The organism is Methylobacterium sp. PvR107 (genome assembly GCF_017833295.1).
GTDB lineage: Bacteria > Pseudomonadota > Alphaproteobacteria > Rhizobiales > Beijerinckiaceae > Methylobacterium.
Genome location: NZ_JAFIBW010000001.1, coordinates 1,898,087 through 1,921,123 on the forward strand (window position 1 = coordinate 1,898,087; position 23,037 = coordinate 1,921,123).

The 23,037-nt window shown below is 66.8% G+C and carries 26 protein-coding genes and 2 pseudogenes; 11 read left to right on the forward strand and 17 right to left on the reverse strand.

Features of this window, described 5'->3' with window-relative positions:
* Positions 1–85: 85 nt before the first annotated feature.
* The 4 genes from JOE48_RS08770 to hemB all read right to left on the reverse strand — a co-directional run bounded on the left by JOE48_RS08770 (position 86) and on the right by hemB (position 2,949).
* Complete coding sequence (locus JOE48_RS08770) at positions 86–832, reverse strand: arginyltransferase (RefSeq protein WP_210029228.1); 747 nt, start codon at positions 830–832, stop codon at positions 86–88.
* Positions 833–957: 125 nt separating this feature from the next.
* The gene (locus JOE48_RS08775) at positions 958–1,446 is read right to left on the reverse strand and encodes an RDD family protein (protein WP_210029229.1); all 489 of its coding nucleotides are present in this window, start codon (positions 1,444–1,446) and stop codon (positions 958–960) included.
* 79 nt (positions 1,447–1,525) lie between these two features.
* Positions 1,526–1,894, reverse strand: a complete 369-nt coding sequence (locus tag JOE48_RS08780) for a hypothetical protein (protein ID WP_210029230.1) — start codon at positions 1,892–1,894, stop codon at positions 1,526–1,528.
* Entirely contained in the window at positions 1,891–2,949 is a 1,059-nt protein-coding gene (gene hemB, locus JOE48_RS08785; protein ID WP_210029232.1) for a porphobilinogen synthase, read from the reverse strand. Before hemB ends, JOE48_RS08780 begins: the two co-directional genes overlap by 4 nt.
* A 210-nt stretch (positions 2,950–3,159) precedes the next feature.
* On the opposite strand from hemB, the gene JOE48_RS08790 reads away from it, so the two are divergent.
* Entirely contained in the window at positions 3,160–3,618 is a 459-nt protein-coding gene (locus tag JOE48_RS08790; RefSeq protein ID WP_210029233.1) for a DUF6163 family protein, read from the forward strand.
* 158 nt (positions 3,619–3,776) lie between these two features.
* Positions 3,777–4,289 (forward strand): transcriptional regulator LdtR, encoded by a 513-nt coding sequence (gene ldtR, locus JOE48_RS08795; RefSeq protein WP_210029235.1) that lies wholly within the window; start codon positions 3,777–3,779, stop codon positions 4,287–4,289.
* A gap of 7 nt (positions 4,290–4,296) precedes the next feature.
* Here the strand turns inward: ldtR and JOE48_RS08800 are convergent, their stop codons facing one another.
* A complete protein-coding gene (locus tag JOE48_RS08800) occupies positions 4,297–4,899 on the reverse strand; it encodes an exopolysaccharide biosynthesis protein (RefSeq protein WP_245252765.1) in 603 nt (200 codons plus the stop codon).
* A 293-nt stretch (positions 4,900–5,192) separates the two neighbouring features.
* On the opposite strand from JOE48_RS08800, the gene bcsS reads away from it, so the two are divergent.
* Positions 5,193–5,912 (forward strand): cellulose biosynthesis protein BcsS, encoded by a 720-nt coding sequence (gene bcsS / locus JOE48_RS08805; protein ID WP_245252766.1) that lies wholly within the window; start codon positions 5,193–5,195, stop codon positions 5,910–5,912.
* Here bcsS and JOE48_RS08810 read toward each other — a convergent pair.
* Both JOE48_RS08810 and JOE48_RS08815 read right to left on the reverse strand, forming a co-directional pair.
* Positions 5,879–7,483: a cryptochrome/photolyase family protein gene (locus tag JOE48_RS08810; protein WP_210029237.1), complete on the reverse strand. Its 1,605-nt coding sequence runs from the start codon at positions 7,481–7,483 to the stop codon at positions 5,879–5,881. The genes bcsS and JOE48_RS08810 overlap by 34 nt on opposite strands.
* Positions 7,484–7,487: 4 nt before the next feature.
* Complete coding sequence (locus JOE48_RS08815) at positions 7,488–8,222, reverse strand: SDR family NAD(P)-dependent oxidoreductase (protein WP_210029238.1); 735 nt, start codon at positions 8,220–8,222, stop codon at positions 7,488–7,490.
* A gap of 110 nt (positions 8,223–8,332) precedes the next feature.
* On the opposite strand from JOE48_RS08815, the gene JOE48_RS08820 reads away from it, so the two are divergent.
* Positions 8,333–9,196 carry a formyltransferase family protein gene (locus JOE48_RS08820; RefSeq protein ID WP_210029239.1) on the forward strand — a complete coding sequence of 288 codons (864 nt, stop codon included), beginning with the start codon at positions 8,333–8,335 and terminating at the stop codon, positions 9,194–9,196.
* 70 nt (positions 9,197–9,266) lie between these two features.
* Positions 9,267–9,608 (forward strand): hypothetical protein, encoded by a 342-nt coding sequence (locus tag JOE48_RS08825; RefSeq protein WP_210029240.1) that lies wholly within the window; start codon positions 9,267–9,269, stop codon positions 9,606–9,608.
* A 16-nt stretch (positions 9,609–9,624) separates the two neighbouring features.
* On the opposite strand, the gene JOE48_RS08830 is transcribed toward JOE48_RS08825, so the two are convergent.
* Positions 9,625–10,659 (reverse strand): hypothetical protein, encoded by a 1,035-nt coding sequence (locus tag JOE48_RS08830; protein ID WP_210029241.1) that lies wholly within the window; start codon positions 10,657–10,659, stop codon positions 9,625–9,627.
* Positions 10,660–10,954: 295 nt separating this feature from the next.
* Here JOE48_RS08830 and JOE48_RS08835 point away from each other — a divergent pair, with 295 nt between their 5' ends.
* Positions 10,955–11,212 (forward strand): PilZ domain-containing protein, encoded by a 258-nt coding sequence (locus JOE48_RS08835; RefSeq protein ID WP_312893143.1) that lies wholly within the window; start codon positions 10,955–10,957, stop codon positions 11,210–11,212.
* A gap of 18 nt (positions 11,213–11,230) precedes the next feature.
* Here the strand turns inward: JOE48_RS08835 and JOE48_RS08840 are convergent, their stop codons facing one another.
* The gene (locus JOE48_RS08840) at positions 11,231–11,410 is read right to left on the reverse strand and encodes a hypothetical protein (RefSeq protein WP_210029243.1); all 180 of its coding nucleotides are present in this window, start codon (positions 11,408–11,410) and stop codon (positions 11,231–11,233) included.
* A 474-nt stretch (positions 11,411–11,884) separates the two neighbouring features.
* On the opposite strand from JOE48_RS08840, the gene JOE48_RS08845 reads away from it, so the two are divergent.
* Positions 11,885–12,841: an alginate O-acetyltransferase AlgX-related protein gene (locus JOE48_RS08845; RefSeq protein WP_210029244.1), complete on the forward strand. Its 957-nt coding sequence runs from the start codon at positions 11,885–11,887 to the stop codon at positions 12,839–12,841.
* A 105-nt stretch (positions 12,842–12,946) separates the two neighbouring features.
* On the opposite strand, the gene JOE48_RS08850 is transcribed toward JOE48_RS08845, so the two are convergent.
* Positions 12,947–13,240, reverse strand: coding sequence for a hypothetical protein (locus JOE48_RS08850; RefSeq protein ID WP_210029245.1), 294 nt, complete (start codon positions 13,238–13,240; stop codon positions 12,947–12,949).
* 336 nt (positions 13,241–13,576) lie between these two features.
* Positions 13,577–14,239, reverse strand: a complete 663-nt coding sequence (gene rnhA / locus JOE48_RS08855; protein WP_210029246.1) for a ribonuclease HI — start codon at positions 14,237–14,239, stop codon at positions 13,577–13,579.
* Positions 14,240–15,346: 1,107 nt separating this feature from the next.
* On the opposite strand from rnhA, the gene JOE48_RS08860 reads away from it, so the two are divergent.
* From JOE48_RS08860 to JOE48_RS08870, 3 genes are all read left to right on the forward strand, one after another.
* A complete protein-coding gene (locus JOE48_RS08860) occupies positions 15,347–16,117 on the forward strand; it encodes a Crp/Fnr family transcriptional regulator (RefSeq protein ID WP_210029247.1) in 771 nt (256 codons plus the stop codon).
* A gap of 446 nt (positions 16,118–16,563) precedes the next feature.
* The gene (locus JOE48_RS08865; RefSeq protein WP_210029248.1) at positions 16,564–16,896 is read left to right on the forward strand and encodes a hypothetical protein; all 333 of its coding nucleotides are present in this window, start codon (positions 16,564–16,566) and stop codon (positions 16,894–16,896) included.
* A 285-nt stretch (positions 16,897–17,181) separates the two neighbouring features.
* Positions 17,182–17,559, forward strand: a complete 378-nt coding sequence (locus JOE48_RS08870) for a hypothetical protein (protein ID WP_210029249.1) — start codon at positions 17,182–17,184, stop codon at positions 17,557–17,559.
* A gap of 368 nt (positions 17,560–17,927) precedes the next feature.
* Here the strand turns inward: JOE48_RS08870 and JOE48_RS08875 are convergent.
* Positions 17,928–18,493, reverse strand: a pseudogene (locus JOE48_RS08875) (transposase); the annotation flags it as partial.
* Between the two features lie 220 nt (positions 18,494–18,713).
* The gene (locus JOE48_RS08880) at positions 18,714–20,048 is read right to left on the reverse strand and encodes a hypothetical protein (protein WP_210029250.1); all 1,335 of its coding nucleotides are present in this window, start codon (positions 20,046–20,048) and stop codon (positions 18,714–18,716) included.
* Between the two features lie 122 nt (positions 20,049–20,170).
* Between JOE48_RS08880 and JOE48_RS08885 the strand changes: the two are divergent.
* Positions 20,171–20,419, forward strand: a pseudogene (locus JOE48_RS08885) (integrase core domain-containing protein); the annotation flags it as partial.
* Positions 20,420–20,830: 411 nt separating this feature from the next.
* Here JOE48_RS08885 and JOE48_RS08890 read toward each other — a convergent pair.
* The 4 genes from JOE48_RS08890 to JOE48_RS08905 form a co-directional block, all read right to left on the reverse strand.
* The gene (locus JOE48_RS08890) at positions 20,831–21,649 is read right to left on the reverse strand and encodes a universal stress protein (RefSeq protein WP_210029251.1); all 819 of its coding nucleotides are present in this window, start codon (positions 21,647–21,649) and stop codon (positions 20,831–20,833) included.
* A gap of 73 nt (positions 21,650–21,722) precedes the next feature.
* Complete coding sequence (locus JOE48_RS08895) at positions 21,723–21,929, reverse strand: glucokinase (protein WP_210036135.1); 207 nt, start codon at positions 21,927–21,929, stop codon at positions 21,723–21,725.
* 373 nt (positions 21,930–22,302) lie between these two features.
* On the reverse strand, positions 22,303–22,656 hold the full coding sequence (locus JOE48_RS08900) for a cytochrome C552 (protein WP_210029254.1): 354 nt from the start codon (positions 22,654–22,656) through the stop codon (positions 22,303–22,305).
* Positions 22,653–23,027, reverse strand: coding sequence for an SPW repeat protein (locus tag JOE48_RS08905; RefSeq protein WP_210029256.1), 375 nt, complete (start codon positions 23,025–23,027; stop codon positions 22,653–22,655). Before JOE48_RS08905 ends, JOE48_RS08900 begins: the two co-directional genes overlap by 4 nt.
* Positions 23,028–23,037 lie beyond the last annotated feature (10 nt).

The window sequence follows — 23,037 nt, forward strand, 5'->3', positions numbered from 1 at the left end:
TTGCGTGCGAGGCCGGTAGCATGCGCCGGGCCGGCCGCTCAATGCATACGGATCATGCCCGTGGGACGCGGCATGTGCAGCGATCTCACGCGGTCCGCATCCAGCCCTGCCCCATCAGCCGCTCCTGAGGCCGGAAGCGGGACTTGTAATCCATCTTGCGCGAGCCCTCGACCCAGTAGCCGAGATACAAATACGGCAGACCGAGTTCGCGGGCCCGGCGGATATGGTCGAGGATCATGAAGGTCCCCGGCGAGCGCCCGGCCTCCGTCGGATCGTAGAACGAGTAGACCATCGACAGCCCGTCGGCGAGGACATCTGTCAGGCAGAAGGCCAGCGGCGGGCCCGAACCGCGCCCGGTGATCGCCGTGTCTGGGCCGTGCCGTCGATACGAGACCAAGTGCGTGTCGACGTGGCTGTCCTCGACCATCATGGCGTAGTCGAGGACGGTCATGTCGACCATGCCGCCGTCGCCGTGGCGCGCGTCGAGGTATCGGCGGAACAGGGCGTACTGCTCCGAGGCTGGCCGGTTCGGCTCCGCTGTGCCGACCCAATCCGTGTTGCGGGCCAGGATGCGCCGCTGGCTCGCGCTCGGCATAAAATCATCGACGACGACACGCACGGAGACGCAGGCGCGGCAGGTCTCGCAAGCGGGACGATAGGCGATGGTCTGCGAGCGGCGAAAGCCGCCCTGGGTCAGGATCTCGTTCAGGTCGCGGGCTCGGCGCCCGACCAAGTGGGTGAACACCTTCCGCTCCTCCTGGCCCGGAAGGTAGGGGCACGGCGAAGGCGCGGTGAGATAAAATTGCGGCGTATCGCGGGGATGGCTGGTCACGCTTCTTCTGGACTCTGCGCCGGATGCAGCCTCTCGGTGCCGGCTTATCAGTGTACAGGTGGCGTGGCCGGGCTCAATGCCCCCGGCCGGCCGGCCCGCGGGTTTTTCGTCGCGTCAGAACGTCCTCAGCGCGCGTGGACGACCGCGAGGCCGAGCAGCAGGTCGTGACCGAGCCGCCGGTCGGACCGCATCAGCCCGAAGGCGATGTCGACGCACCAGAGCAGGAAGGTCGAGATCGCCACGTAGAACAGCAGCGCGTGGACGGCCGCCGAGATGATGTCGACCCGCGCCCCGCTCTCGGGCGCGATGGTCCGCAGCCCCATCAGCCGCTGGCCGATCGTGCTCTGCTTCGCGCCGCCGACCGTGATCGCGCTGTAGATGATCCCGCTCGCCGGCAGAATGGCGAAAAGAGTCCAGCCCAGACCGAAGGTCACGACGCCGACGACGGTGATCAGCAGCGTCAGCAGGACCGTGAACCCGAAGATGAACAGGATATCGAGGAGATACGCCATAGTCCGGCCGCCGAGGCTCGCCCGGACGAACGGCACGGGCAGCGAAGCCGCGTAGTCGGGTGAATCGAAGCGCGGTGCGTAGCCGGGTTGAGGGTTCTGCATGGTGTCGCGTCCTGCAAGCGAGGCTGCGCCGATCAGGTAGGTGCGCGTCGCGAAAGCCGCAAGGGCGGAGGGGTCTCCGTCACCGCTCGGCCGGATCGCCGGCCTGGGCATCCGGCGTATCGAGATAGAAGCGCTTGAGCATGTAGAGCGAGGGCCCCGATAGGCTCATGCTCTCGGTGGCGAGGGCCACGAGAGTGGACCCGGCATCGAAGCGGCAGGTGAGCCAGTGCTGCCGGTTGCCGTCGGCATAATCGACCCGCACCGTGTTCGTGGCCGGGCCGGTGGCGGCACGGAGCAGGCGGATCCCGGCCTGGGGCGCGATCGCCGGAAGGGCGCGGCGGCAGGTGGCGACCCGCTCGCGCCGCAGGGTGTCCTGACAGGCGGCGAGCCCTCCGAGAAAGCCCGTCACCACCGCGGCCCCGAGGAGCCAGCGGTGCAGGCGCCTCACGGCTGGCTGCGCAGGCGTTCGGCGACGCGGGGGGCGTGATAGGTGAGGACCCCGTCGGCCCCCGCGCGCTTGAAGGCGAGCAGCGCCTCGACCATCGCGCGGTCGCCGTCGAGCCAGCCGTTCCGGGCGGCAGCCTCGATCATCGCGTACTCGCCGGACACCTGATAGGCGAAGGTCGGGACCTGGAACTCGTCCCGGACGCGGCGGATGATGTCGAGATAGGGCAGGCCCGGCTTTACCATGACCGAGTCCGCACCCTCCTCGAGGTCGAGCCGGACCTCGCGCAGGGCTTCGGCCGAATTGCCCGGGTCCATCTGGTAGGTGCGCTTGTCGCCGACCAACGCCGCCTTGGTGCCGATTGCGTCGCGGAACGGTCCGTAGAAGGCGCTCGCGTACTTGGCCGCGTAGGCCATGATCTGAACGTCGAGGAAGCCCGCCTTGTCGAGGCCGGCACGGATCGCGCCGACACGTCCGTCCATCATGTCGGAGGGCGCGATGATGTCGGTGCCGGCCTCGGCCTGGATCAGGCTCTGCTCCACGAGAATCGCGACGGTCTCGTCGTTGAGGATCGCGCCGTCCTTCATCAGCCCGTCGTGCCCGTGGCTGGTATACGGGTCGAGGGCCACGTCGGTCATGATCCCGACCTCCGGGACGGCGCGCTTCACGGCGCGGACCGCCCGGCAGACGAGATTGTTGGCGTTGAGCGCCTCCGAGCCCGTCGGATCGCGCAGCTCGACCTCGGTGAACGGGAAGAAGGCAACGGCCGGGATGCCGAGCCGCGCCCCGCGTTCCGCGTCGCGGACGATCTCATCCACCGAGAGCCGCTCGACGCCCGGCATGGAGGCGATCGGCTCGCGCCGCCCCTCCCCCTCGATGACGAACATCGGCCAGATCAGGTCATCGACCGTAAGCGTGTGCTCGCGGACAAGGCGGCGCGACCAATCCGCCTTGCGGTTGCGGCGTGGCCGCTGGGTGATCTTCAGGCCCTCGACACGGGCACCCTCGCGGGCGGCCTCCACGGCGATGGGACGCGGCTCTGGCAGTGTGTCTGACATGCGGCTTCGCTACGGTTCGCGCGGGCAATGCCGCGGACGGCCGGCGCACCGGCGCCGAAGCCATCGGACTAGCATAGGGGGCGGACGGGGCGAAACCCGACCGTTGACGTCGGGCGACAGAACCGCTTCAACCCGGCGCATCCCTCACCGATCGACCTGGATCCCGTCCCCGATCATGAACCGGCTCTCCGCACCCGCGAGCGCGTCCTAGTGCCCGGCTACCTTCCGATCCGGCGCAAGGCGACCCGGCCCGGCGAGATCCCCACCGACCGGATCGAGCGCGCCCAAGGGCCTGCGCCTGGCACATGGGACACGGTGCTCGTCTGGTTCATGCGCCTCACTGCGCTTGCCTGGCTCGTCAAGAGCATCCTGGCCTGGGCAACGATCCTCGACGTGCTTCCCGGCGCGCGGCCGTTCGAAGTCGAGCCCTTCGGACGACAGGCGGCGATCGTCTATTTCGCGGTGGTCGACGCCGCGGCGGCGATCGGGCTGTGGCTTACCAGTTCCTGGGGCGGCGTGATCTGGCTGCTCGCCGTGACGTCGGCCATGACGCTCGCGGTTCTCACGCCGCAACTTCTGCCGCTTCCGGTTCCTCTGCTCGTATTCGGTGCCAGCGTTGTGACGTTGTACTTCCTGCTCTCCTGGCTCGCCGCTCAGGAAGCACGGTGAACGAAATGTTTTGATCTTCGCTTCAGTTTGTCTTTACCTCGAAGAGTAAATCGCGAATTCATCCTGTCGCTTAAATCGCCTTTCATTCCCGAGCCCTAGCTTCACCAACATGAGCCGCCCCGCATTGTATGGAGGTGGCACCAGATGGCGAGGCAGAGATGAAGACCCAGAGCGCCCGAGTCGCGAAGATCGAGGCTCCCGAAGAGGCGTCGACCGCGAAAGGCTCCTACCTGGAGGCACTTCACCTCGTGGAGCGGCTGCACCGGCGACTGCTCGACGTGATCAAGGACGAGTTCGAACGCCGCGGCCGGGAGGACGTCAACAGCGTCCAGGCGCTGCTCCTCTACAACATCGGCGACAAGGAACTGACCGCGAGCGAGTTGCGGACCAAGGGCTACTATCTCGGCTCCAACGTCTCCTACAACGTCAAGAAGCTCGTCGAGGCCGGCTATCTGCACCACGCCCGCTCGAAGACCGATCGCCGCTCGGTCCGGATCAGCCTGACCGACAAGGGCCGTCAGGTGCACGAGATCATCCAGGGGCTCTACGACAAGCACGCCCGCACGATCGCGCCGATCGGCGGCATCTCGGACGACGATTTCGGCCGGCTGAATCAGGCACTGGGTCGTCTCGAGCGCTTCTGGACCGACCAGATCCGCTACCGCCTCTGACGATCCGTCAGAGGTTGAGAAGGCCCAGGATCCCTGCGATCACCGCGTAGGCGAACCCGGCATTGATGGCGACCCCGAACAGGCCGATCACGAGGCCGCCCAAGACGACGATGCCGTCGCGCTCGACGAGTCCGAGACCGACGAGGCAGACGGCGAGACCCAGAGGGATCTGTCCCACGATGGGCGCGGCCACGATCAGCGCCAGCGCCAGGGCCAGCAGGACGATCCCCATGCCGCGCATGCCGAGCGCGGTTTCGAAGACGCTCACGCGCGGTCGCGACCAGCGCTCCAGCCGCTTCAGGATCGGCACCGCACGGGTGACCGCGCGCCGCACGTCAGCGAGCGCGATGGAGCGGCCGAGCAACATGCGCGGCAGCCAGGGCGCCGACATGCCGGCCGCGATCTGAATCGCCACGAGCAGCAGAAGCAGGCCGCAGATTAGCGGGATCGGCGGCGGCATCGGCAGGCAGTTCGGCAGCCCGAGCAGCACGACCAGCAGCGCAAAGGCACGATCCCTGAGGACCGCAACGATGTCGCCCACGGTGAGGCGCTCGCCCTCCTGGCTTGCCAGCACCGTGAGGACGTCCGACGTTCGTGCACCGGAGGTCAAGGATCCGCCAACCTTCGCTTTCCAGCCGCGGGCTCTAGCCGAGATCATCTGGCACGCCAAGCACGGCAGATTCGCGACAGCGCAACGGCTTCCGACCGGCAGGCGATGGCCGCCATCAGCCAACCATGTAAATTTCAAGTAGAAATTTGGACCTGCACGTGGAAGTCCAAGCATTCACGCTGCAACCTGCGCAAGAATTCGATGTTTTCGGTTGATCTCCCAAACCCGCGCCTGTCAATCAGCACTGATTCACCTAAGTTTTCTGCCCTCAGATCAAGGGTCAGAATCTTGCGATGCGATTCGATCTTACCTGGATGCGCAAATTTGTGGTTTGCGTTGTGGTTTTTGCTTCGGCCTACGGTGTGCATCCGCTCGCGACTTCCGCTGGGGAGATCGACACGCTGTTGTTTGGCAGCCTCGATGCGAGCGCAGCGACCTTCCTGACCCTCGGGGCGAAGGCTGCGTGGGGGCCCCTCAATCATGACGGTTTCGTTGCGCTCGCAAGTCTCGGCGGCGGGGTTCGTGACGAACGCGGATCCACCGAGGCACGCCAGCGTTACACGGCGAGCGCCGCCCTGGTCATCGGCTATCAATGGTTCTTCGATTGGGGGGTCATCGCTGCCTACGCGGGTCCCGAGGGCATCCGGGAGATGCTCCTCCATGGTCGGGGGCTCGCCGAGCTTGAACCGCACTTCGGCCTTCGGCTGCAGGGCGAGATTTGGGCGCGACCGACGCAGGCCACGCTCGTGCAGGCGGGCGTGGTGGCGGGCTCGGCGCGCGACAGCGTGTGGGCGCGCCTCGCGTGGGGCTACCGCTTCTGCGATACGTATGTCGGCCCGGAGGTGGCCGCCTACACAGACGCCACAGGCTATCGCAAATGGAACCTCGGCCTGCACGGCACGGACTTCACCATGGGTCGATACAGCTTCCGGGTGTCGGCGGGCCTGCAATCCGAGACCGGCCGGCGTACACCCGGTCCCTATCTGGCACTCGCCGTGTGGTCGCCCTGGTGAAGCGGGCCGGGCTCGCTGCTCAATGCCTCCAGGAAGAACGCCGCGTCGCGCCGAATCTCGTCCCGGCGCTTGTCGCCCAGACCGCGAAGGGTCCGATACGGCATGGCCATCCGCTGGTTGCCGGCCAGGCGGTCCTCGTTTTCGATCAGGAAGTTCCAGTACAGATAGTTGAACGGGCAGGCGTCCGGCCCGGACTTTACCTTCACGTCGTACGCGCAGGCCGCACAATAGTCCGACATCCGATCGATATAGGCGCCCGAAGCAGCGTAGGGCTTCGAGCCCATCACGCCCCCGTCGGCCCAGAGAACCATCCCGTGCACGTTGGGCAGCTCGACCCATTCATAGGCGTCGGCGAAGACGATCAGGTACCACGCCTCGACCTGGACCGGGTCGAGCCCGGCGATCAGGGCGAAGTTGCCGGTGACCATAAGGCGCTGGATATGGTGGGCGTAGGCGTGTGCGCGGGTGTCCGAGACGACCTGCGCGATGCAGTTGAGCTTGGTTTCGCCCGACCAGTAGAACCACGGCAGGGCGCGTCTGGCTTGAAGCGCGTTGGTCTCGCGGTAACCGGGCATCCGCGCCCAGTAGACGCCCCGTACATATTCCCGCCAGCCGAGGACCTGCCGAATGAACCCCTCGACGCAGTTCAGCGGTGCGGCTCCCTCGCGGTAGGCCCGCTCCGCAGCCCAGCAGACCTCCTCGGCAGTGAGCAGACCGGTATTCAGGGCTGGCGACAGCAGCGCGTGATAGAGGAAGGGCGCGCCGGTCTTCATCGCGTCCTGATAGTCGCCGAAGGTCGGCAGGCAGCCGACGACAAAATGCTTGAGCGCCGCCAGCGCGTCGGCCCGCGTCACCGGCCACGAGAAGGCCGTCAGGTCGCCGAAATGGTCGCCGAACTCCTGCTCCACGAGGGCGATGACTTCACGCGTCAGCGCGTCCGGCTGAAAGCCGATCCGGTCCGGCGGACGATGCGTCTTCGGCAGACGCTTCCGGTTGTCGGGATCGAAGTTCCAGCGGCCGCCTGCGGGTTCGGCACCATCCATGAGCAGGCCGGTCCGGCGGCGCATGCCGCGATAGAAGGTCTCCATGCGCAGGTGTTGCCGGCCCTCGGCCCAGCGGGCGAAATCCTCCCGCGGGCACAGGAAGCGGTTATCGGACCGGATCTCGAGCGGAACCGGCAGGGTTTCTCGCCAGTCCTGCATCATCTCCCAGACGCGCCACTCGCCGGGCTCGGTGACCACGACCCGTTGCGGCCGGTGCCGCGCGACCGCGCGCTCCAGCTCGCCGGTGAAGCTGCCGGTATTGCCGGCCTCGGTCAGCCGCACGTAATCGATCGTGATCCCCTCCGCCTCCAGTTCGGCCGCGAAGTGGCGCATGGCGGCGAACAGGAAGGCGATCTTCTGCTTGTGGTGGCGGACATAGGTCGCCTCGTCGCGCACCTCGACTAGCAGGACGACATCGTGCTCGGGATCGACGTCCACGAGACTGGAGACGCGCCGAGAGAGCTGGTCGCCGAGGACGAAGCGCAGCGTCGACCGGGCCTTGCGCGGCAGGGACGCTCTTGCCGGCATCGCCTCAGCCCTTGGTTCGCAGGGTCGAGCGACCGCCGTCGACGCCGATCACCTGACCGGTGATCCAGCCGGCTTCGTCGGAGACCAGAAAGGCGGCCAGCGCACCGACATCCTCCGGTCGTCCGAGGCGCTGGAGCGCGTGCATCGCGGCGATTCCCTGGGTCAGGGTCTCGTTTCCGGTGATCGCCGCAGCAAGCGGCGTGCGGGTCAATGACGGCGCGAGCACGTTGACGCGGATCTGGGGCGCAAGCTCGGCGGCAAGGGAGAGCGCCAGCCCCTCGACGGCCCCCTTGGCCATCGCGACCGAAGCATGAGCCGCGAAGCCCTGCGCGGCGGCGACCGTCGAGAACAGGACGACGCCCGAACCGCTTTCACCGGCGCCGGCCTTAAGCGCAGCAGCGGCAGCCTGAACGGCCGAGAAGGCGCCCAAGGCGTTGATCCGAAAATCGTGCTCGGCATCCTCACGGGTCAGGCGACCCAGGGGACGCAGGTTGATGGTGCCGACCGCGTAGACGAGGCCCGCCAAACTCGCGCCCGCGGCCTCCGTCGCCGCGGCGAAGAAGGCGGGATCGGCGACATCGCCGGCGCTGAACGTCGTCTCGCCGAGTTCATCGGCGGCGCTCGACAGGCGGGCGGGGTCCCGGGCGGCCAGATGCAGGGCGTACCCCCGCGCCCGCAGAGCCCGCGCCGTTGCGAGGCCGATTCCGCCCGTCCCGCCGTAGATCATCACTCGAGACACGCGGAGCCCCCTGCTACCCATTCCGACCCGATGAAGGTAAGGCCGATGGCGCTCTCGGGCAGGCGGCCGGGACCGCGCCCTCCACGTGCACAAGGTCGCAGGCGGGAAGCATGAAGTTCGCGTTTGCCGGCATCGACTTCCTGGGCGGTGTCTTCGAGGGGCTCCTGGATGCCGGCTGGACGCCGGTGAAGCTGTTCACCCGGCCCTGCGACGGGATCTACGACCACAACGAGGTGGTCGTCGCCCGCGCCCGATCGCTGCGGCTGCCGATCCAGCTCTCGCGCATCCGCGAAAGCGACATCGCAGGGCTGCAGGCCGAGCACGGCAAGGATTGCGCGCTCGTCGTCGCCGGCTATCCCTGGCTGGTGAGGGGCTGGCACGGCCGCCTCGCCTACGGCCTCAACTTCCATCCCTCGCCCTTGCCGACCGGACGTGGTCCCTACCCGCTCTTCCGGGCCGTGCTCGACCAATACGAGACCTGGGGCGTCACGGCGCACGTGCTCGCCGACGGTTTCGACACGGGCGATATCCTGGCTCAGGAGATCTTTGCATTGAGCCGGCAGGAGAACCACGAGACCTTGCTGGCAAAGTGCCAGATGGCGGCACGGCGCCTCGCCGCGGGGCCCCTCGGTCGCGACCTTCCCAATCGCTGGCGCCGGGCCGAGCCGCAGGGTGATGGTTCCTACTGGCCGCGCGCCACGGATGCGGACCGGACGCTCGACTTCCGCCAGGAGGTGGATGCCGTTCTCCGGCGCGTGCGCGCCTTCGGAACCGTCGAGACCATCGCGCGTCTCGGCGATGCACGGGTGTTCGTCGCAGAGGCCCATGGCTGGCGCGAGCGTCACGGACACACGCCCGGCGCGGTCGTCCACCGCCATCGCCGGCACGTGGTGGTGGCGGCACTCGACGGCTTCGTGCAGATCACCCGCTGGTCGCCGGTCGCGCTCGCCGAGGCTGGCCAGATGGGTCGCTGACCGGGCGACCGCGGGAACCGTTCCAGGGCCGCGCGGGTTTCCGGCAGCCTCGAAGGTCACGGAGACCGCCATGTCCACACGCGCAAGCCTCGCCGCGTCCCTCGGCTTCGCCGCCCTGTTCACCGGCTCGGCCTTCGCCCAGGCCGTGATCGTGGCACCCGACGATTTCGAGCCGGACGACGACGTCATCGTCCGCGACTACATCGTGCGGCGCCCGGTCGGGCCTGGGCCGATCGTCGGATCGATCCCGTTGCGGCCCGGCAGCATCGTGCCGCCGGATGTCGAACTCGCGCCCTTCACGGAGGCACCCAACCCGCGCCTGCGCCGATTCGGCTACTTCGTGGCGCCGGGCGACAAGATCGTGGTGGTCGATCCCGCCACCCGCGCCGTGGTGCGCATCCTCGACCGCTGACGCCGCTGCGCCACCCCTACCAGTCGTTGAGCGCGGCCCGCTTCCAGCGGTTCGGGGCAACGCAGCGATACTCGTAGGCCGCGTCCCAAGCGTGTTCGCCGGGGCTGCAGGGTGCATCGCTGCTCTGCGGCGGACGCGGCAAAGCCTCGCGAACGCTGGCCGCCTCGACCTGTCCGGTGTCGCTGACCCGGAACACGGGGCCGCCGCCCAGGCCGTAGACGAGATCGCGCCCGTCGAAGCCAAGGCTGCGCGAGAAGGCACCCTCGCGGTCCCCATCGAGGCCAATCGACTGACCGGAGCCGAGCAGAATCGCCGGGCCGGTAAATCGGGCCGCGGCGGCGTCGATGCCGATGCCATAGGTGCCCTCGCCCTGAAACGAGAAGCCTCGGTCGGTTACCGAGCCGGCGAGATTACCCATCAGGATCCCGTATCCGGTATGGGCGCCCGGCACCCCGCCGGTGGAGATCTGCAGACCGACGCGCTGGCGATTGCGGTCGGTGGTCGGCGCGTGTGCGGAGACGTCGACCTCGGCGCCGATGCACGAGGCAACCGGATCGGGCTCGTCGGTCGTGTCCACGCAGTTGAAGTTGCCGGCCCAGGATGGCCCAACAGGCCCCAGCCCGTTCGCCTCCTTGAAGATCGTCCCGTTGACCGCGACGTTCTGCGCGCCCGTGCTGGCGAGGGCGCGATTGTGCAATTCGCCGGTGATCGTCCACTCGTATCCGGCATTGTTGGGGCCTGAGGAGCCGAGCGCCCAGATCGCCTTGTAGGTGTGGGTGGCCTCACCGGATCCCTCCGGCACGTGGCGGTCGACCCGCAGGGTGGAGACCGGATCGAAGCCCTGCGGCCGGTTCCACAGGAAGACATGGCCGCCGTCGATACCAGGCAGGCCGGTGCCCTGGACGTTGCGGGAGAAGTTCGGCGGCCACGCCGGCGCTGTCGCCGGAGCCGGCGGGGTAGCGGCTATCTCGGCGACCGCCAAGCCCCTCAAAGCCGCCAAGGTGCCGGGCAGAAGGAGCGACAGGAGAGCGACACGGGAGCGATTGCGCATGGGCGGATCCGACCTTCGATTGGCGCCCCTCTGGATCGAACCGGCGAAGCTGCCCACGGCCAGATAGGCTGCGCGCTCGCCCTGGGCCATGGCAATCGCCGAACCTCAAGGCTCATGCGGGGGCGCGCGCTCGACCGCACGGAACGGAATTCGCGACGGCGGTGGATTTGAATCGGGATTGATCGTCAATGATTTCTTAGCGAAGACTGAATAATATTCAGGAGTCTTGCCATCTTGGCGCACCTGCGCAGGAACATCGGCGATGTACCGAAGTGCAAAGCCGAGCCCGCGTTACGTGGAGCAGCGCGCGACCGAGCGGAAGCCAACCGCCCTGCTGGCCTTCGTTCAGCATCCCGACGGGTCAAGATCCCCTTGCCAAGTCAAGAATATCTCGGACGACGGCGCAATGCTGGAGTTCCTGGGCGCGCAAGCCGTCGTGCTGGCGCCCACCTTCGATCTCGTGCTGACCGGCGCCGAGATGCGCTATGCGGTTGCGTTGGTCTGGCGCAAGGAACGGAGCGCCGGCGTCCGATTCTCTCTCGAAACGGCCTGACGGGCAATTCAGCCGGCGTCAGGCTGCCAAGGCGGCCATCAGCGTGAGCCCGGCGGCCGGCAGGGTCACGGCGAGGACCGCGAAGGTGTCGAGGGGCGCAGGACGGCTGGCGGCGAGCCAGCGGTGCTCGGCGAATTTTTCGGCCGCAAAACCCGCAAGCACGAGGCTGCAGCCGACAAAGGTCACAAGCGCGGACATCAGCCGCTGCCTCTTCAGAACGCCGCGCACAAGGACGCGCCTGATCGAAGTACCCCGAAGCCGCCCATATGGTTTCACCGAACAGGGGCGACGCAGGCGAAAAACATCACGGGCCGTCTTTGCCCGGCGTCCGGCGCTAGAGCCGCGAACTCGGGTGAACGGGTTGCAACGCTTCCGCGTGGCGTTTGCCGCGTCACAACCACGCCGTCATGCCGGGGCGCCGCGGGCGAGCCCCTAATCCAGATCTGCCGACCGTGACATACCGTGCGTGCGTTCCGGATCCGGGTTGCGAGCCCTGCTCCGCAGTCCCGGAATGACGGGATTGTCCCTGCACGCGGGAGCCAGGCCTTAACCCCAGTTCGGAGCCCGGCGTTCGGCGCAGGCGGGCTTGCAATCCTGGCCGGATCCGTCGAGGCGGGTGCGCGAACGGTTCGGCGGGGGCATTGCCGGAGCGACAGGAGGGGCGGACCATTCATGAAGAGCGGCAACGGCGTCGCAATCGGGCATGAGGGCTGGCTGTACTGGGTCGGGCGGGCGCGCGAGGTGGAGACCTTCTACGGCGACACGGCCGCATCGCGCCGAATTCTCGGCCGCTGGGCCCGCCTCATCGCCCGGCGCGCACGCCGTCTGGACAAGCTCGGCATCCGCCATGTGCACATGGTCGTGCCGGACAAACTCGCTGTCTATCCCGATCAGCTCGGCCGTCCGTTTCCCGGTCTCGACGACCCACCGGGCGTCCGGCTCGCCCGCCTGGTTGCGCAAGACGGTGCGGCCGCAATGGTAGACCTGATGGGTCCCTTGACCGCGGCGCGGGCCGAGGAGCCGGTCTATCTGCGGACCGACACGCATTGGACCTACCGTGGTTATCTCACGGCCTATCGCGCGCTCTGCGAGGCGCTGGATGCCCCGGTCGCCGAGCATGTCTTCGCGGGCTCGAGCCAGCAGGAGCACTTCACGTTCGATCTCGGCGAGAAGCTGACGCCGCCCGTCGGCGAGGACTACGTCGCCTACGACTTCCCACGCCGCGCGGAACGGACCGAAGCGAATGCGCTGGTCCGTGTCCGCGAAACCGGTCGGGTTTTGCGGCTGCGCGGCCTGTTCGTCGGATCACGCGTCGTGCTGAAGAACCACCAAGCACCCGATCCTCGCCGCGTCGTCCTGTTCGGCGATTCCTACATCTACAGCCCGGGCGCGCGCCTGACCGCGATGCTGGCGGAGACCTTCGCGGAGGTCCACGCGATCTGGTCGGCCAATATCGATTGGACCTATGTCGAGACCATCAGGCCGGACGTGCTGATCTTCGAAATTGCCGAGCGTTTCCTGCGGCAGGTCCCGACGGACCGGATCCGCATCGACGCCTTCGCGGAGGCGCGCGCGCGCCGGGCAGTGCGGCCGACCCTGCGGGCGCGGATCAAGGCGTGGCTGCGGTAGACGGTCATCCCGCCGAGGCCGCATTTGGAAGGCGACCCGGACAACGAGCGACCCCCGCCGCGCAGGCGCGGCAGGGGTCCGAAAATCGTGAAGCCGTGAGGCTCCTCAGTAGCCGCGGCCGTAATAACCCGGTCCGCCGTGGCCGTAGGCCCCTGCGGCGGCTGCACCGGCCGCTGCACCCGCGATACCGAGGCCGATCGCGGCGCCCGTCGAGATGCCGCGATGACGGCGGTAGCCGAAGTCACGCTGGCCGCCGTAGCCGCGGTCGTAGCCCCGGCCGTATCCACCATGGTGGCCGCCATAGCCGCCGCCGTATCCATAACCCTGCGCCTGGGCGCCGGTCGCGCCGATTGCTCCGACGGACAGAGCCAGGGCGGAGATGAGAGCGAGCTTCCGCATCGATGTCTCCTTCGCTGTTGCGTTGGACGACCAATGCCAAACGGGTCGATGGGTTCCGATCATTCCGAGGCAGGACGGCCGCCTGCGTGGTTGGGCGCACCCTCGGGTCAACTGTTCCGAGGCAGCGCCGTGTTCGCGGCCGAAACCGTTTTGCCCTGTCAGCTTGCGGCTCCGGATGGACGACCGCCTTCCCGTCCGGAGCAACCCTTCAGGGACGCCTCGCCGATTGACCGGGGCTTGCCCGATGGCGAACCCTCCGATGTCCGAGCGGCGAAGGCATGGAGCATTGCTGGGGTCGAGCCGGCGGACAGAAGTCGCCGGAATCGGCCTCGTTCCCTACGCTCGGCGCCCTCGCAGGCGCGCGACCTCGCTAGGGCCGATCTCGAGGTAGAAACGGATCGCATCGTCGATCAGGGCGTCGGGCGTGACACCCGCCGCCTTCGCGGCCCGAGTGACCTGAAGGCCGAGCGCGAGATCGACGCGCAGTTCGGTACCCTGGCTCGACGAAGCTGGTGCAGCATCAGGGGCAGGCAACGGCGCACCGTTGTTCCGCGACTCGAGCTTGCCGAGCTTCGCCTCGCGACGGCCCCGGTGGACGAGAGCGTCGGCGCGCTCATTCAGACGGTCACCGGCATGTCCCCGGACCCAGGTCCATTTCACGTCGCGCGCCGCGTTCAGTTCGTCGAGGCGCTTCATGAGGTCGATGTTCTTCACCTCGCCCGTCGTCGTGCGCCAGCCCTTCGCCTTCCAACCGCGCATCCACTCGGTCACCGATTTGACGACGTACTGGCTGTCGCACCGCATCTCGATGGCGGCTCCGGCCGGGAAATGCTCGAGGCCCTTGATCGCGGCCGTCAGCTCCATGCGGTTGTTGGTCGTGGTGCCAGGCTCTCCGCCGCACAGTTCCACCGTGCCATCCGGGGCCGAAATGACCACCCCCCAACCACCAGGGCCGGGGTTAGGGTCGCAACCCCCATCAGCATAAACGATCGTTCGCATCGTGGCGTCAGCCCTTCCGTATCGGGTGGTCCTGGGAGGCGGCCATCGGTGCCCGAAATTGGCCGACGGATGGTATCCCGCAACCCAAGCCGTTGCCGCTCGAGAACGGTGAGCCGGGCCGCCTATCCATGCCCATAACACGCTGCAGGCAGGGCGGGCGCGGCGCGTCAGCGAGCGAAATCGAGGGCGTCGCAAATCGGCTGCCCCCAACCAAGCGGCGCTCGGGTCAAAATCCGATCGGCGTGGCAATACGTGGCGCCGCTTCCACTCCGGTCCGGACGGTCGCGATGTCTGCTCGCGGCCTGGTCGATCGCGTGCCGGCGGACGATCCGTGCGGAGGATTGCGCGACAATCGGCTCTCGCGAGGACGACCTCGTAAAGCGCGCCGAGAAGGCTGCACTGGGCCCTCAGGAATGCGAACCGAGCGCCTCGAGCGAGGCCTTCCAACGGACGCCTCGGGCGCGATTTTTGAGACCGCCGCGGGCCGTTCAAGGTCAAGGATTCCCGGTGAAGGGCGCCCCTGAGCGCGAGGTCACACGGCGCGACGCCGAACACACCAGAGCCAACCCTTCATTTGATGAGGACAGCGGAGCAATGGGCTGCTGTTAGGTCGGATCGCCAGTATCAGGCCGCAGCCCTCGGGAGCCGGCGGCCTCAGTCGGTCCGCCTCTGCGCCTGGGCGCACCGGAAGGACGAAAAAGAGGTTCGCGATGATCAGACACGTCTCCAGCGGGCATCTGGAGAGTCGCAAGAGGCCGCACTTGGCCATTGTCGCAGGATCGATTGTCGTTGCGGTCGGGATTTGGTTTGTCATCTATGCTGTTAGCGGCCGCGTGATCTGGCTCTGGTAGCCAAATAAGAAGCCGCGATTACTTTCTCGGCTCGATACGCCGTCGGTCAGACAGCCGTTGGAATGCGAAGCGGTGCCAGCGTCCGCCGCGGACTGGCCGCGGGAGCGCCCGATGCCGCCCGCGAGATGTCCATCGTGCCGCCCACAGAGCCTCTTCAGGCCTGCGCCGCAAATCTGCTATACGCTTATGCAACGACCAATCGTTGTGCATGCATCCTTTCATCGGGACGCACGCAGCCCCGGTTCTGGCGAGGCAGATGTCAGATTCATTCATCCGGAAGCTGGCATCGCGCGCGCACCTAGATGACGACGACATCTCGGCGCTGAGTCAGGCTCTATGCAGTCTCTCGCAGGTGGAAGCGGGTCAGGATCTGATCCGGGAAGGAGAGTGCCCGGACGCCGCTTACGTCATTCTCGACGGGTTTGCCTGCCGCTACAAACTCGTACCTGACGGTGGCCGTTCGATCGTCGCTTACCTCGTTCCAGGAGACGGCTGCGACCTGCATGCCTCGATTCTCAATCGCGCGATCCATTCCGTAGCCACGCTCACCCCTTGCTTGATCGCCACGCTGCCTTACCAGCAGATCAAAGAACTTGCCGCGACCAGGCCAAATATCTATCGCGCTCTATGGCGTTCGATTTTAGTTGATGAAGCGGTCTTGCAGGAATGGCTCGTCGGGATTGGGCGTCGGTCCGCTGACAAGCAGGTTGCGCACATCATTTGCGAACTTCTCGCCCGGTTGCGTGCTGTAGGTCTCGGCTTCGAGGCGAATTATCATCTGCCGCTGACACAGCCTGAACTGGCGGATACGGCCGGGCTCTCGAACGTGCATATCTACCGGGTCCTCGCGGATCTTCGCAAAGACGGCTTAATCGAGAGCGGCCGAAGATTCATAAGCGTTCCCGATGTCAGGCGATTGGAGAATTTTGCCGGGTTCGACGCCAGCTACCTGCTACTTTCCGGCCTGGATAAAGATCCGGCCTCGCTTGGAAAATTGCCAGACATGACGCGCCTGGTTACGCGATAAGCTCGCGGACCCTACTCATGAGACGCTCTCCCGACCAATCCCGGGGCATGGCAGAGTGCCGACCTAATCCCTCTTGTCAAAGCCGTTCAGATACGAACCGACGAGGTATCCTGACTGGTGGGCCGATAAATATGCAAACGTAATCAGAATCTGTTCGGCGCCCATGCCACGGCTCAATGAGAATATCGTTACAGAAAAGACAAAAATTAAAATCGAAGAAACAACGACGTGCTTCGCCTGCAGCGAATAAGCGATGCACAATCCGGAAATGAAGAACACGATCGCAAACAGCATCGGGTACCGGACAGGCCTTCAGAATCGCTCTTTCGCGCGCCGGATTTTCATGTCGGGCTACGCTTGGCCCGGCGGCTAGGCCGCGTCGCGCAATGTGCGAACCATTCTTCCTCCGAGTTACGGCAGAATGTCAGCATTGTTAGCGATGAAAGATGATGGAGCGTCCTTTTGAAGCTCTGTTGGAGCCGTTCGACCGGCCGACGCGCCGCAATGCTGCTGGCGCAACGGTTCTGCATCCGACGAGCAGAAGGGCTTCCTGCAGGCGCACGCCAACCGCCGCTTTTAACACCGCCGGCAGCGCGGGCGGCGGATCGGCCGCGTCCGTACGTACCCGCGAGGTCGACGCGAGGGCCATCGCGGACCTCGGACCGCTGATCGCCACAAGGAAGCCGCACGCGACCGAGGTTGAGGCGGAGTGTCGGCGGGCCCTGGCCGCGGACGCGCAGATCGGCACGCCCCAGGTCCGATCCAGCTTCGTCGGCTAGCCGGAGAAGGGGCCGAACACGCTCCGGTTCCTCTCGAAAGCGACCGCGGGCCAATCGTTCGTCCTCAGGGCAAATGAACGCCGGACAGTTGCTTCGCCTTCTCGCCGAGCCGGGGCGCTTCGGCGCCGAACTGGCCGATCAAGGCGACTGCACTGACCCGCATCGCCGACCACGTCGCCGGCATGGCGCGCTGTGCTCGGACAGGCGTTCGATCGGGTCGCACCGAGTGGCAATGGCGAGCGCGAGGAAATGGGGCAGAGAGGATGCACGGCGAGGTGGGGCAGGATGGTTGCCGGAGTAGGAAAAAATTGGCTCAGTGGGCCGCCGACGGTGATCGAGTCGTCGTTAGGATTTGCCGGGGGGCATAATATGACGAGAGCTGCCGAGGAGATCGATGCACGCGCCGATCGCGAGCGCGCGGATGAATATCGAAGTTACATAGAAGGCATTCAGCTCGGCAACGAGGCGGTACTGAAGGCTCTCCTGTCAACTGTTATCGCAATCTATGAGCCGGAGACTGCCGATGAAAAAGCCAAGCTGATCGCGCAGATTCGATCTTTGGCGATGCGATCGGTTCCACGAAATAAGTCTGGTGTCGTTAGCGATGAAATCTTGGAATCATCAGTGGCGAAATCCGTCATACGGACTGTGTTCACATACTAAAACACCGGATAAGCCTCTCTTAGCGCTCAAGCACCGCCGGCAGCTTGAAGTTTGTTTACTGCGCCGCACGTACGCCGGCGAAGGACCACGCGTCAGCCTGGTTTCGGGAAGGTCCATGGTCGAGTGAAGGACGCTTGATAGACGTGGGCAATACTCCCAACCGAACATTCGAGGTCTGCCATATTGTCGACGGAGCCGGACAGTTCGAGACTTGAATGCAAGGCCTCCAAGCACATCGATCGCACAGACGCTCGGTTATTTGACCGAGGGCGATGGTTGAGACGGAGCATCTGCCACGGCATCGTCGGGCGGAATGCGCTGGTTGTGCCCCCTGGCGTTGTGTCGCTGGCTGAGGGCCACCACGATCACCGCCACCGGGACCGGGCTCCCATCGCACGCGTGCAACGGGGATCCTGGATGCGGCCGACCTGGCTCACCGTCACGTAGGCCGCGTCGATCCAGAGATACGGCCACGCGCCCTCGATCGCCCGGTCGAGGAACGCGCCGACCCGCTCGTCGATCTCCTGGCACAGACGGCTGACCTGGCTCTTCGACACGCCCGTGCCGCCCATGGCCTGCACGAGGTCATCGACCGAGCGGGTTGGGATGCCCTGGATGTCGGCCTCCTGGATCACAGCCGTCAGCGCCGTCTCGGCCATCCGGCGCGGCTCCAGAATGCCGGGAAGTAGCTGCCCATGCGCAGCTTCGGAATGCGCAGCTCGACCGTGCCGGCGCGATTCTGCCAGTCCCGGTCGCGATAGCCGTAGCGCTGGATCGACCGCTCGGCGCTCTTCTCGCCGTGGGCCGCGCCGGTCAGGCCACCCACCTCCAGCTCCATCAGCCGTTCGGCCGCAAAACCGATCCTCTCGCGCAGCAGATCGGCGTCGGCTCTCGTCTCCACCAGCCCGCGCAAGGCCATCATCGCGTCGGTCATCGGGGGGCTCTCGGGTACGCGGTTGGCGCTTGCCACCCGACCCGGCAACCGCCGATGAAAACCCCGCGGGAGAGCTGCACCACAACCCGGGACACGACCCATGCGCCCGCTATCAACTTGCTACGAGGCACGCGGCTGGCGCCCTGAGAATCTCACGACATCCCTGGCGGTTCGCTCGACTTGGAACAACGCGTCAGGTGTTGCTTGGCTGGTCGCGGCGTCAGTGTCGACGAGGCACGACCAGTGGCGCCACCCGTACCAAGTGGGCAAAGCTTGGCGGCACCATGGTAGAGGTGCGGATACTGCTATCGGCGATGCGCCAGTCAAAATACGGGCGTTCGTCGGCTTTGCCGGTCGCGGCCCGCCAAGCCGCGAAATAAGCCGCGGGGTCGGATATGCCGCCACTGGCCGGATTCACGACGATGGGCGTGGCCAGGGGGCCGAGATTGCCGTCGAAGACGAGGCTGGCGGGCGCTTCACCCCGCAGCACAACAACTCCGGAATCGGGGCGCGCGGTCGGGCCGGCGTAACACCACGAGTCACGGATGGTGATGCCGCCACCGCGCGCGTAGCCGCCCCTATCGACCTGCCCGTTGGTGTCTGAGTTGGCGGCAGAGAAGTAATAGGCAATCGGGATGCCGCCGCCTTCTCCGCCGAAGCGCACGCCCTGGGCGCTGAAGGTGCCCCGCACATCGACCCAGCGTGAGCCGGCCACGAAAGCGTCCGGGCCGCCTGATTGACGCCATAGCACGGGTACGCCGCACCAGCCGGCTCCGAGATTGAGCATTTGAAAGTACCGCACAGCGTGGTTCATGCAGAACACGGCGCGGTCGGGAGAGAAGTTGTCGAAGTGTGGTTCGGACCACCCACCGCTGACATTGGTCACGTCGGTCTCGGTGCGGATGTCACCGTTGCAGTGGACGAAGTGGCAGCGGACCACGTCGAGCACCGTGGAGTAGGCGCCGGTCACGTCGACGGCGTAGTCAGCGGTGTCGCCGATCGAGAGGCGATTCAGCTCAATCAGGCCGTCGTCGATATTGGCGTTTCCGACAGCGAGCGCGTGGAGGCCGCCTTGCAGGGACAGATCTTCGAGGATCAAACGCGTGAAGCCGAAGCGCCCGGGATCGCTGGATGGGCGGCCGTCGAGCAGCACCATCTTCTTATCGGGTGTCCAGATGCGCGCGCGCCCGGCTCCGCGCATGCTGTGGGTCGGAAGGATCGGCGCCGTGACCTTGATGTTGCCGCTCACCTGCAGGACCGGGAACAGCCATGACCGGCTCGAACCGTCCGGCGCCTGCGCGAGCGCCTTGACCGTCGCACAGGCGTTCTGGAGGGCGACCGTATCGTCCTTTTGCCCGTCGCCGACCACTCCGAACATGTGGGCGTGATAGCCGCCCAGGCGGATCTGCTCGGGAAGCGTCGCAATGGCGGGCGCCCCCAGCGCTGCTCCGCTCCCACTGGCACCGATTCGGCCCGTGAGCGCGCCGCCGAGCACACCGCCCCCGGCGCAAGCTGACGCGAGCAGCAATTGGCGGCGTGTCGAAATGCTAGTCATGTGCCGTTGTATCCCGGTCGTCCGCCGCCATGCCAACCCGTGGCTCCGTACACCGGATGCGGATTATTGGCGCGGGCGGTGCGCGGTGCAGATTGGCTGTCGTCGGCCGCTTGGCGCTGCTGCGCGGAGTACCGTGCGCGATTCAGGTCGATAACGGGCCTGAGTTCGTCTCGAAAGCCCTCGACCGCTGGGCCTACGAGAACGGTGTCACGTTGGACTTCTCGCGCCCTGGCAAGCCGACCGACAACGCACTGGTCGAGTCGTTCAACGGCCGGCTGCGCGACGAGTGCCTGAACGCGAACTGGTTCTTGTCGTTGGCCGACGCGAGGAGCAAGACCGAGACGTGGCGGCGGCACTACAATGAGAGCAGGAATTTGCCTTGGCGGCCCTGCAGGCCGCCGAATGAGACCCGGAGGCTCACCTTTCGGCCGGACCAAAATCCGGGGGACCCTCACTGGCCCGAGACACATACTTCAGGGTGGACCCCGTCACTGGGGGCGGAGCGATCCGGATTGCCGTGTGAGATCGGGATAGCCGCATCAACGGGAGACATGCCGGCTGGTAGGCGCCGTTCCTGGTGCCGAAGATACGATCTCCGGCGGCAGGCTGCCTGGAATCTCGAGCGGCTCGTTCATCGGCGGTATGTCCTCCAACTCGGGCGGAGGCACCCCAACCGACCCGGGCAACGGGTCCTGGCCCGACTCCGGCAAACGCGTGGCTGAGGGTGGAGGAAACCCCGGTTCGCCATGTTAGACCGGGTGGGGCATCGACATGCCCTCCGGTCAGTGGGACAGCAGGCAGCAGATCGGCGCCTTGGCCAGCAGGTCGCGCGTGACCCCGCCGAAGAACCACTCGCGCAGGCGGCTGTAGCCGTAAGCGCCCGTCACGATCAGGTCGGCGTCGAAGTCAACGGCCGCCTTCCGGACGTCGTCGGCGACCGTCCAGCCCGAGGGCTTGACCAGTTGCGCCGTCGCGTTGACGTCGTGCAGGGCGAGGTAGCGGGTAACGTCCTCGACCTCGGCCCGGTCCTCACCGTCCGACACGCGGAAGACCTGCACCGCCTCGGCCCGCCGTAAGAGAGGCAGCGCGTCCGACACCGCCCGGCGTGTCTGGGGCGTGTTCTTCCAACCGACGACGATGCGTTGCGCCTCCACGTGCTCAACGCCGGCGGGGACTACGAGGACGGGCCGGCCGACACCCATCAGCGCATCGCCGACCTCGACGGCCATACCGGTGGTCACACCCTCATCATCCGCGTAACGGCCGACGACGACAAGGTCCGCGGCCCGCGACTGCCCCTCGAGGAACGGGACCGGAGACGCGAGATCCGAGCGCCATTCGGTGCGCTCGTTCTGGCAGGAGGCGTCGCGGAAGACTTGCTCGACGCCCGCGAGCCGGTCCAGGACGGCCTGACGGATCTCCTCGATGACCATGCCCATGGGCACGGCGGTCTCGCCGAAGCCCCGCGGGTAGTCCGGCATGCAGGCGGCGACGCCGACGAGCCGCGCGCCGAGCCGGTGCGCCAGTTCCGCGGCGAGGCTCACCCGCGCCGGCGCGTGCTGCCCGTCATCGACCGCGACCAGGATGCTGGCATAGGACATGGTGACCTCCTCGGAGCGAACCTCGCGTGCCTGTCACGTTGAAGGTGTCGCGATGAAGCGGCGTTGATCTGGCTCAAGACCGCCGATCCTGGCCGGGGAACAGGAAGCGGTCACCCGCACTGAGGAGAACCGCGAGGCCATGGATCGCCGGTTCCGGCCCGGTGATCACGAAGCGCGGGATGGCCCGCATCGCCTCTCGGGACGGCGGCTTGTCCTCGAACGCGTCCCCGAACGGGGCGGAGGTGCCGCCGATGTGGGCGAGAACGGGGACGGGCCGCATGGCCGAAGGGTCTCCACCGCGCGCGATGGCCTAGTGCAAGGCCCACCGACAAGGGACGCGATGGTCTCGGCGGCCCTCGGCTGTCTCAGGACTGTCAGGCCGTCACTGTCCCAGACCAAGCTGCAGCCGTGGCCGCGCGTGAAGTTCCCGACATGCCCGACGAGGACATCGCTGACGCCGAAAAGGTGCTCGCAACACGCATTCGAGAGGCGCAAGGCCCGTCCCGGCCGAAGACCGTCAAGATCGGACGGCAGGGCAGGCAGTGTACCGGCGGAGATCGTCGGTGTTTCGAGCATCACGAATTCCCCCTGTACTTGCCGGCTCGGCGCAGAGTGGATGTCGCCCGCAGGTGGGATCGCGGCCGGTCACGACCTCACGGCAGCGGTGTTCCAGCCCCCTTGAGGCTGAGGATATAGTCGATGACGGCAGTCATCTCCTCCCGCTCCAGCCGCAGGCTCGGCATCCGCTTATGATGGCTTTGCAGGAACACGGCGAGTGCGGGCCCTGTCGTCGATGGCATCTGCGCGACCCGGAGGAAGGCAGGGCCGACAAACGCGCCGGGCTGCGATGCGCGGCCGATGACGTGGCACTGTCTGCAGAGCTGCGTGGCGATGGTCCAGCCCCGGACGCGGTGGTCTTCGGCGGGACCGGCGGTCGAGGCGCCGGTCGAGGCCATCAGCAATCCGGCGAGGACAGCCGCATGGACTGCGCCTGACGGGGCGGTCATGGCCGCCCCGCGATCCTGTGCCAGGTCGCCGCGGTCGCGAAGGCCACGCCGCCGAGGGCGACGTCCGCCCAGGTCGCGCCGTCATTCGCGGCGAACCCGAGCACCCACGGCGCGCCGACCGTCCAGGCCCCGACGATCGGGACCGCCCGTTCGACCACCGCCCGGAAGCGGATCTGGTTCGCGCCGTAGAGCGTGACGATCAGCAACCCCGGCAGGAGCGCCGACGCGGCCGCTCGGGCATGGTCGGTGAAGACCAACACCCACGCCGCCAGCACCAGCGCGGCACGGGATGCGTGCTGCGGGAAGCCGAGCGCGATCTCGTCCGTCCGCCGGGTCGGCAAGGCGTGTGCGGCGGTGTCGATGCGGGGCATGACCTGCCTC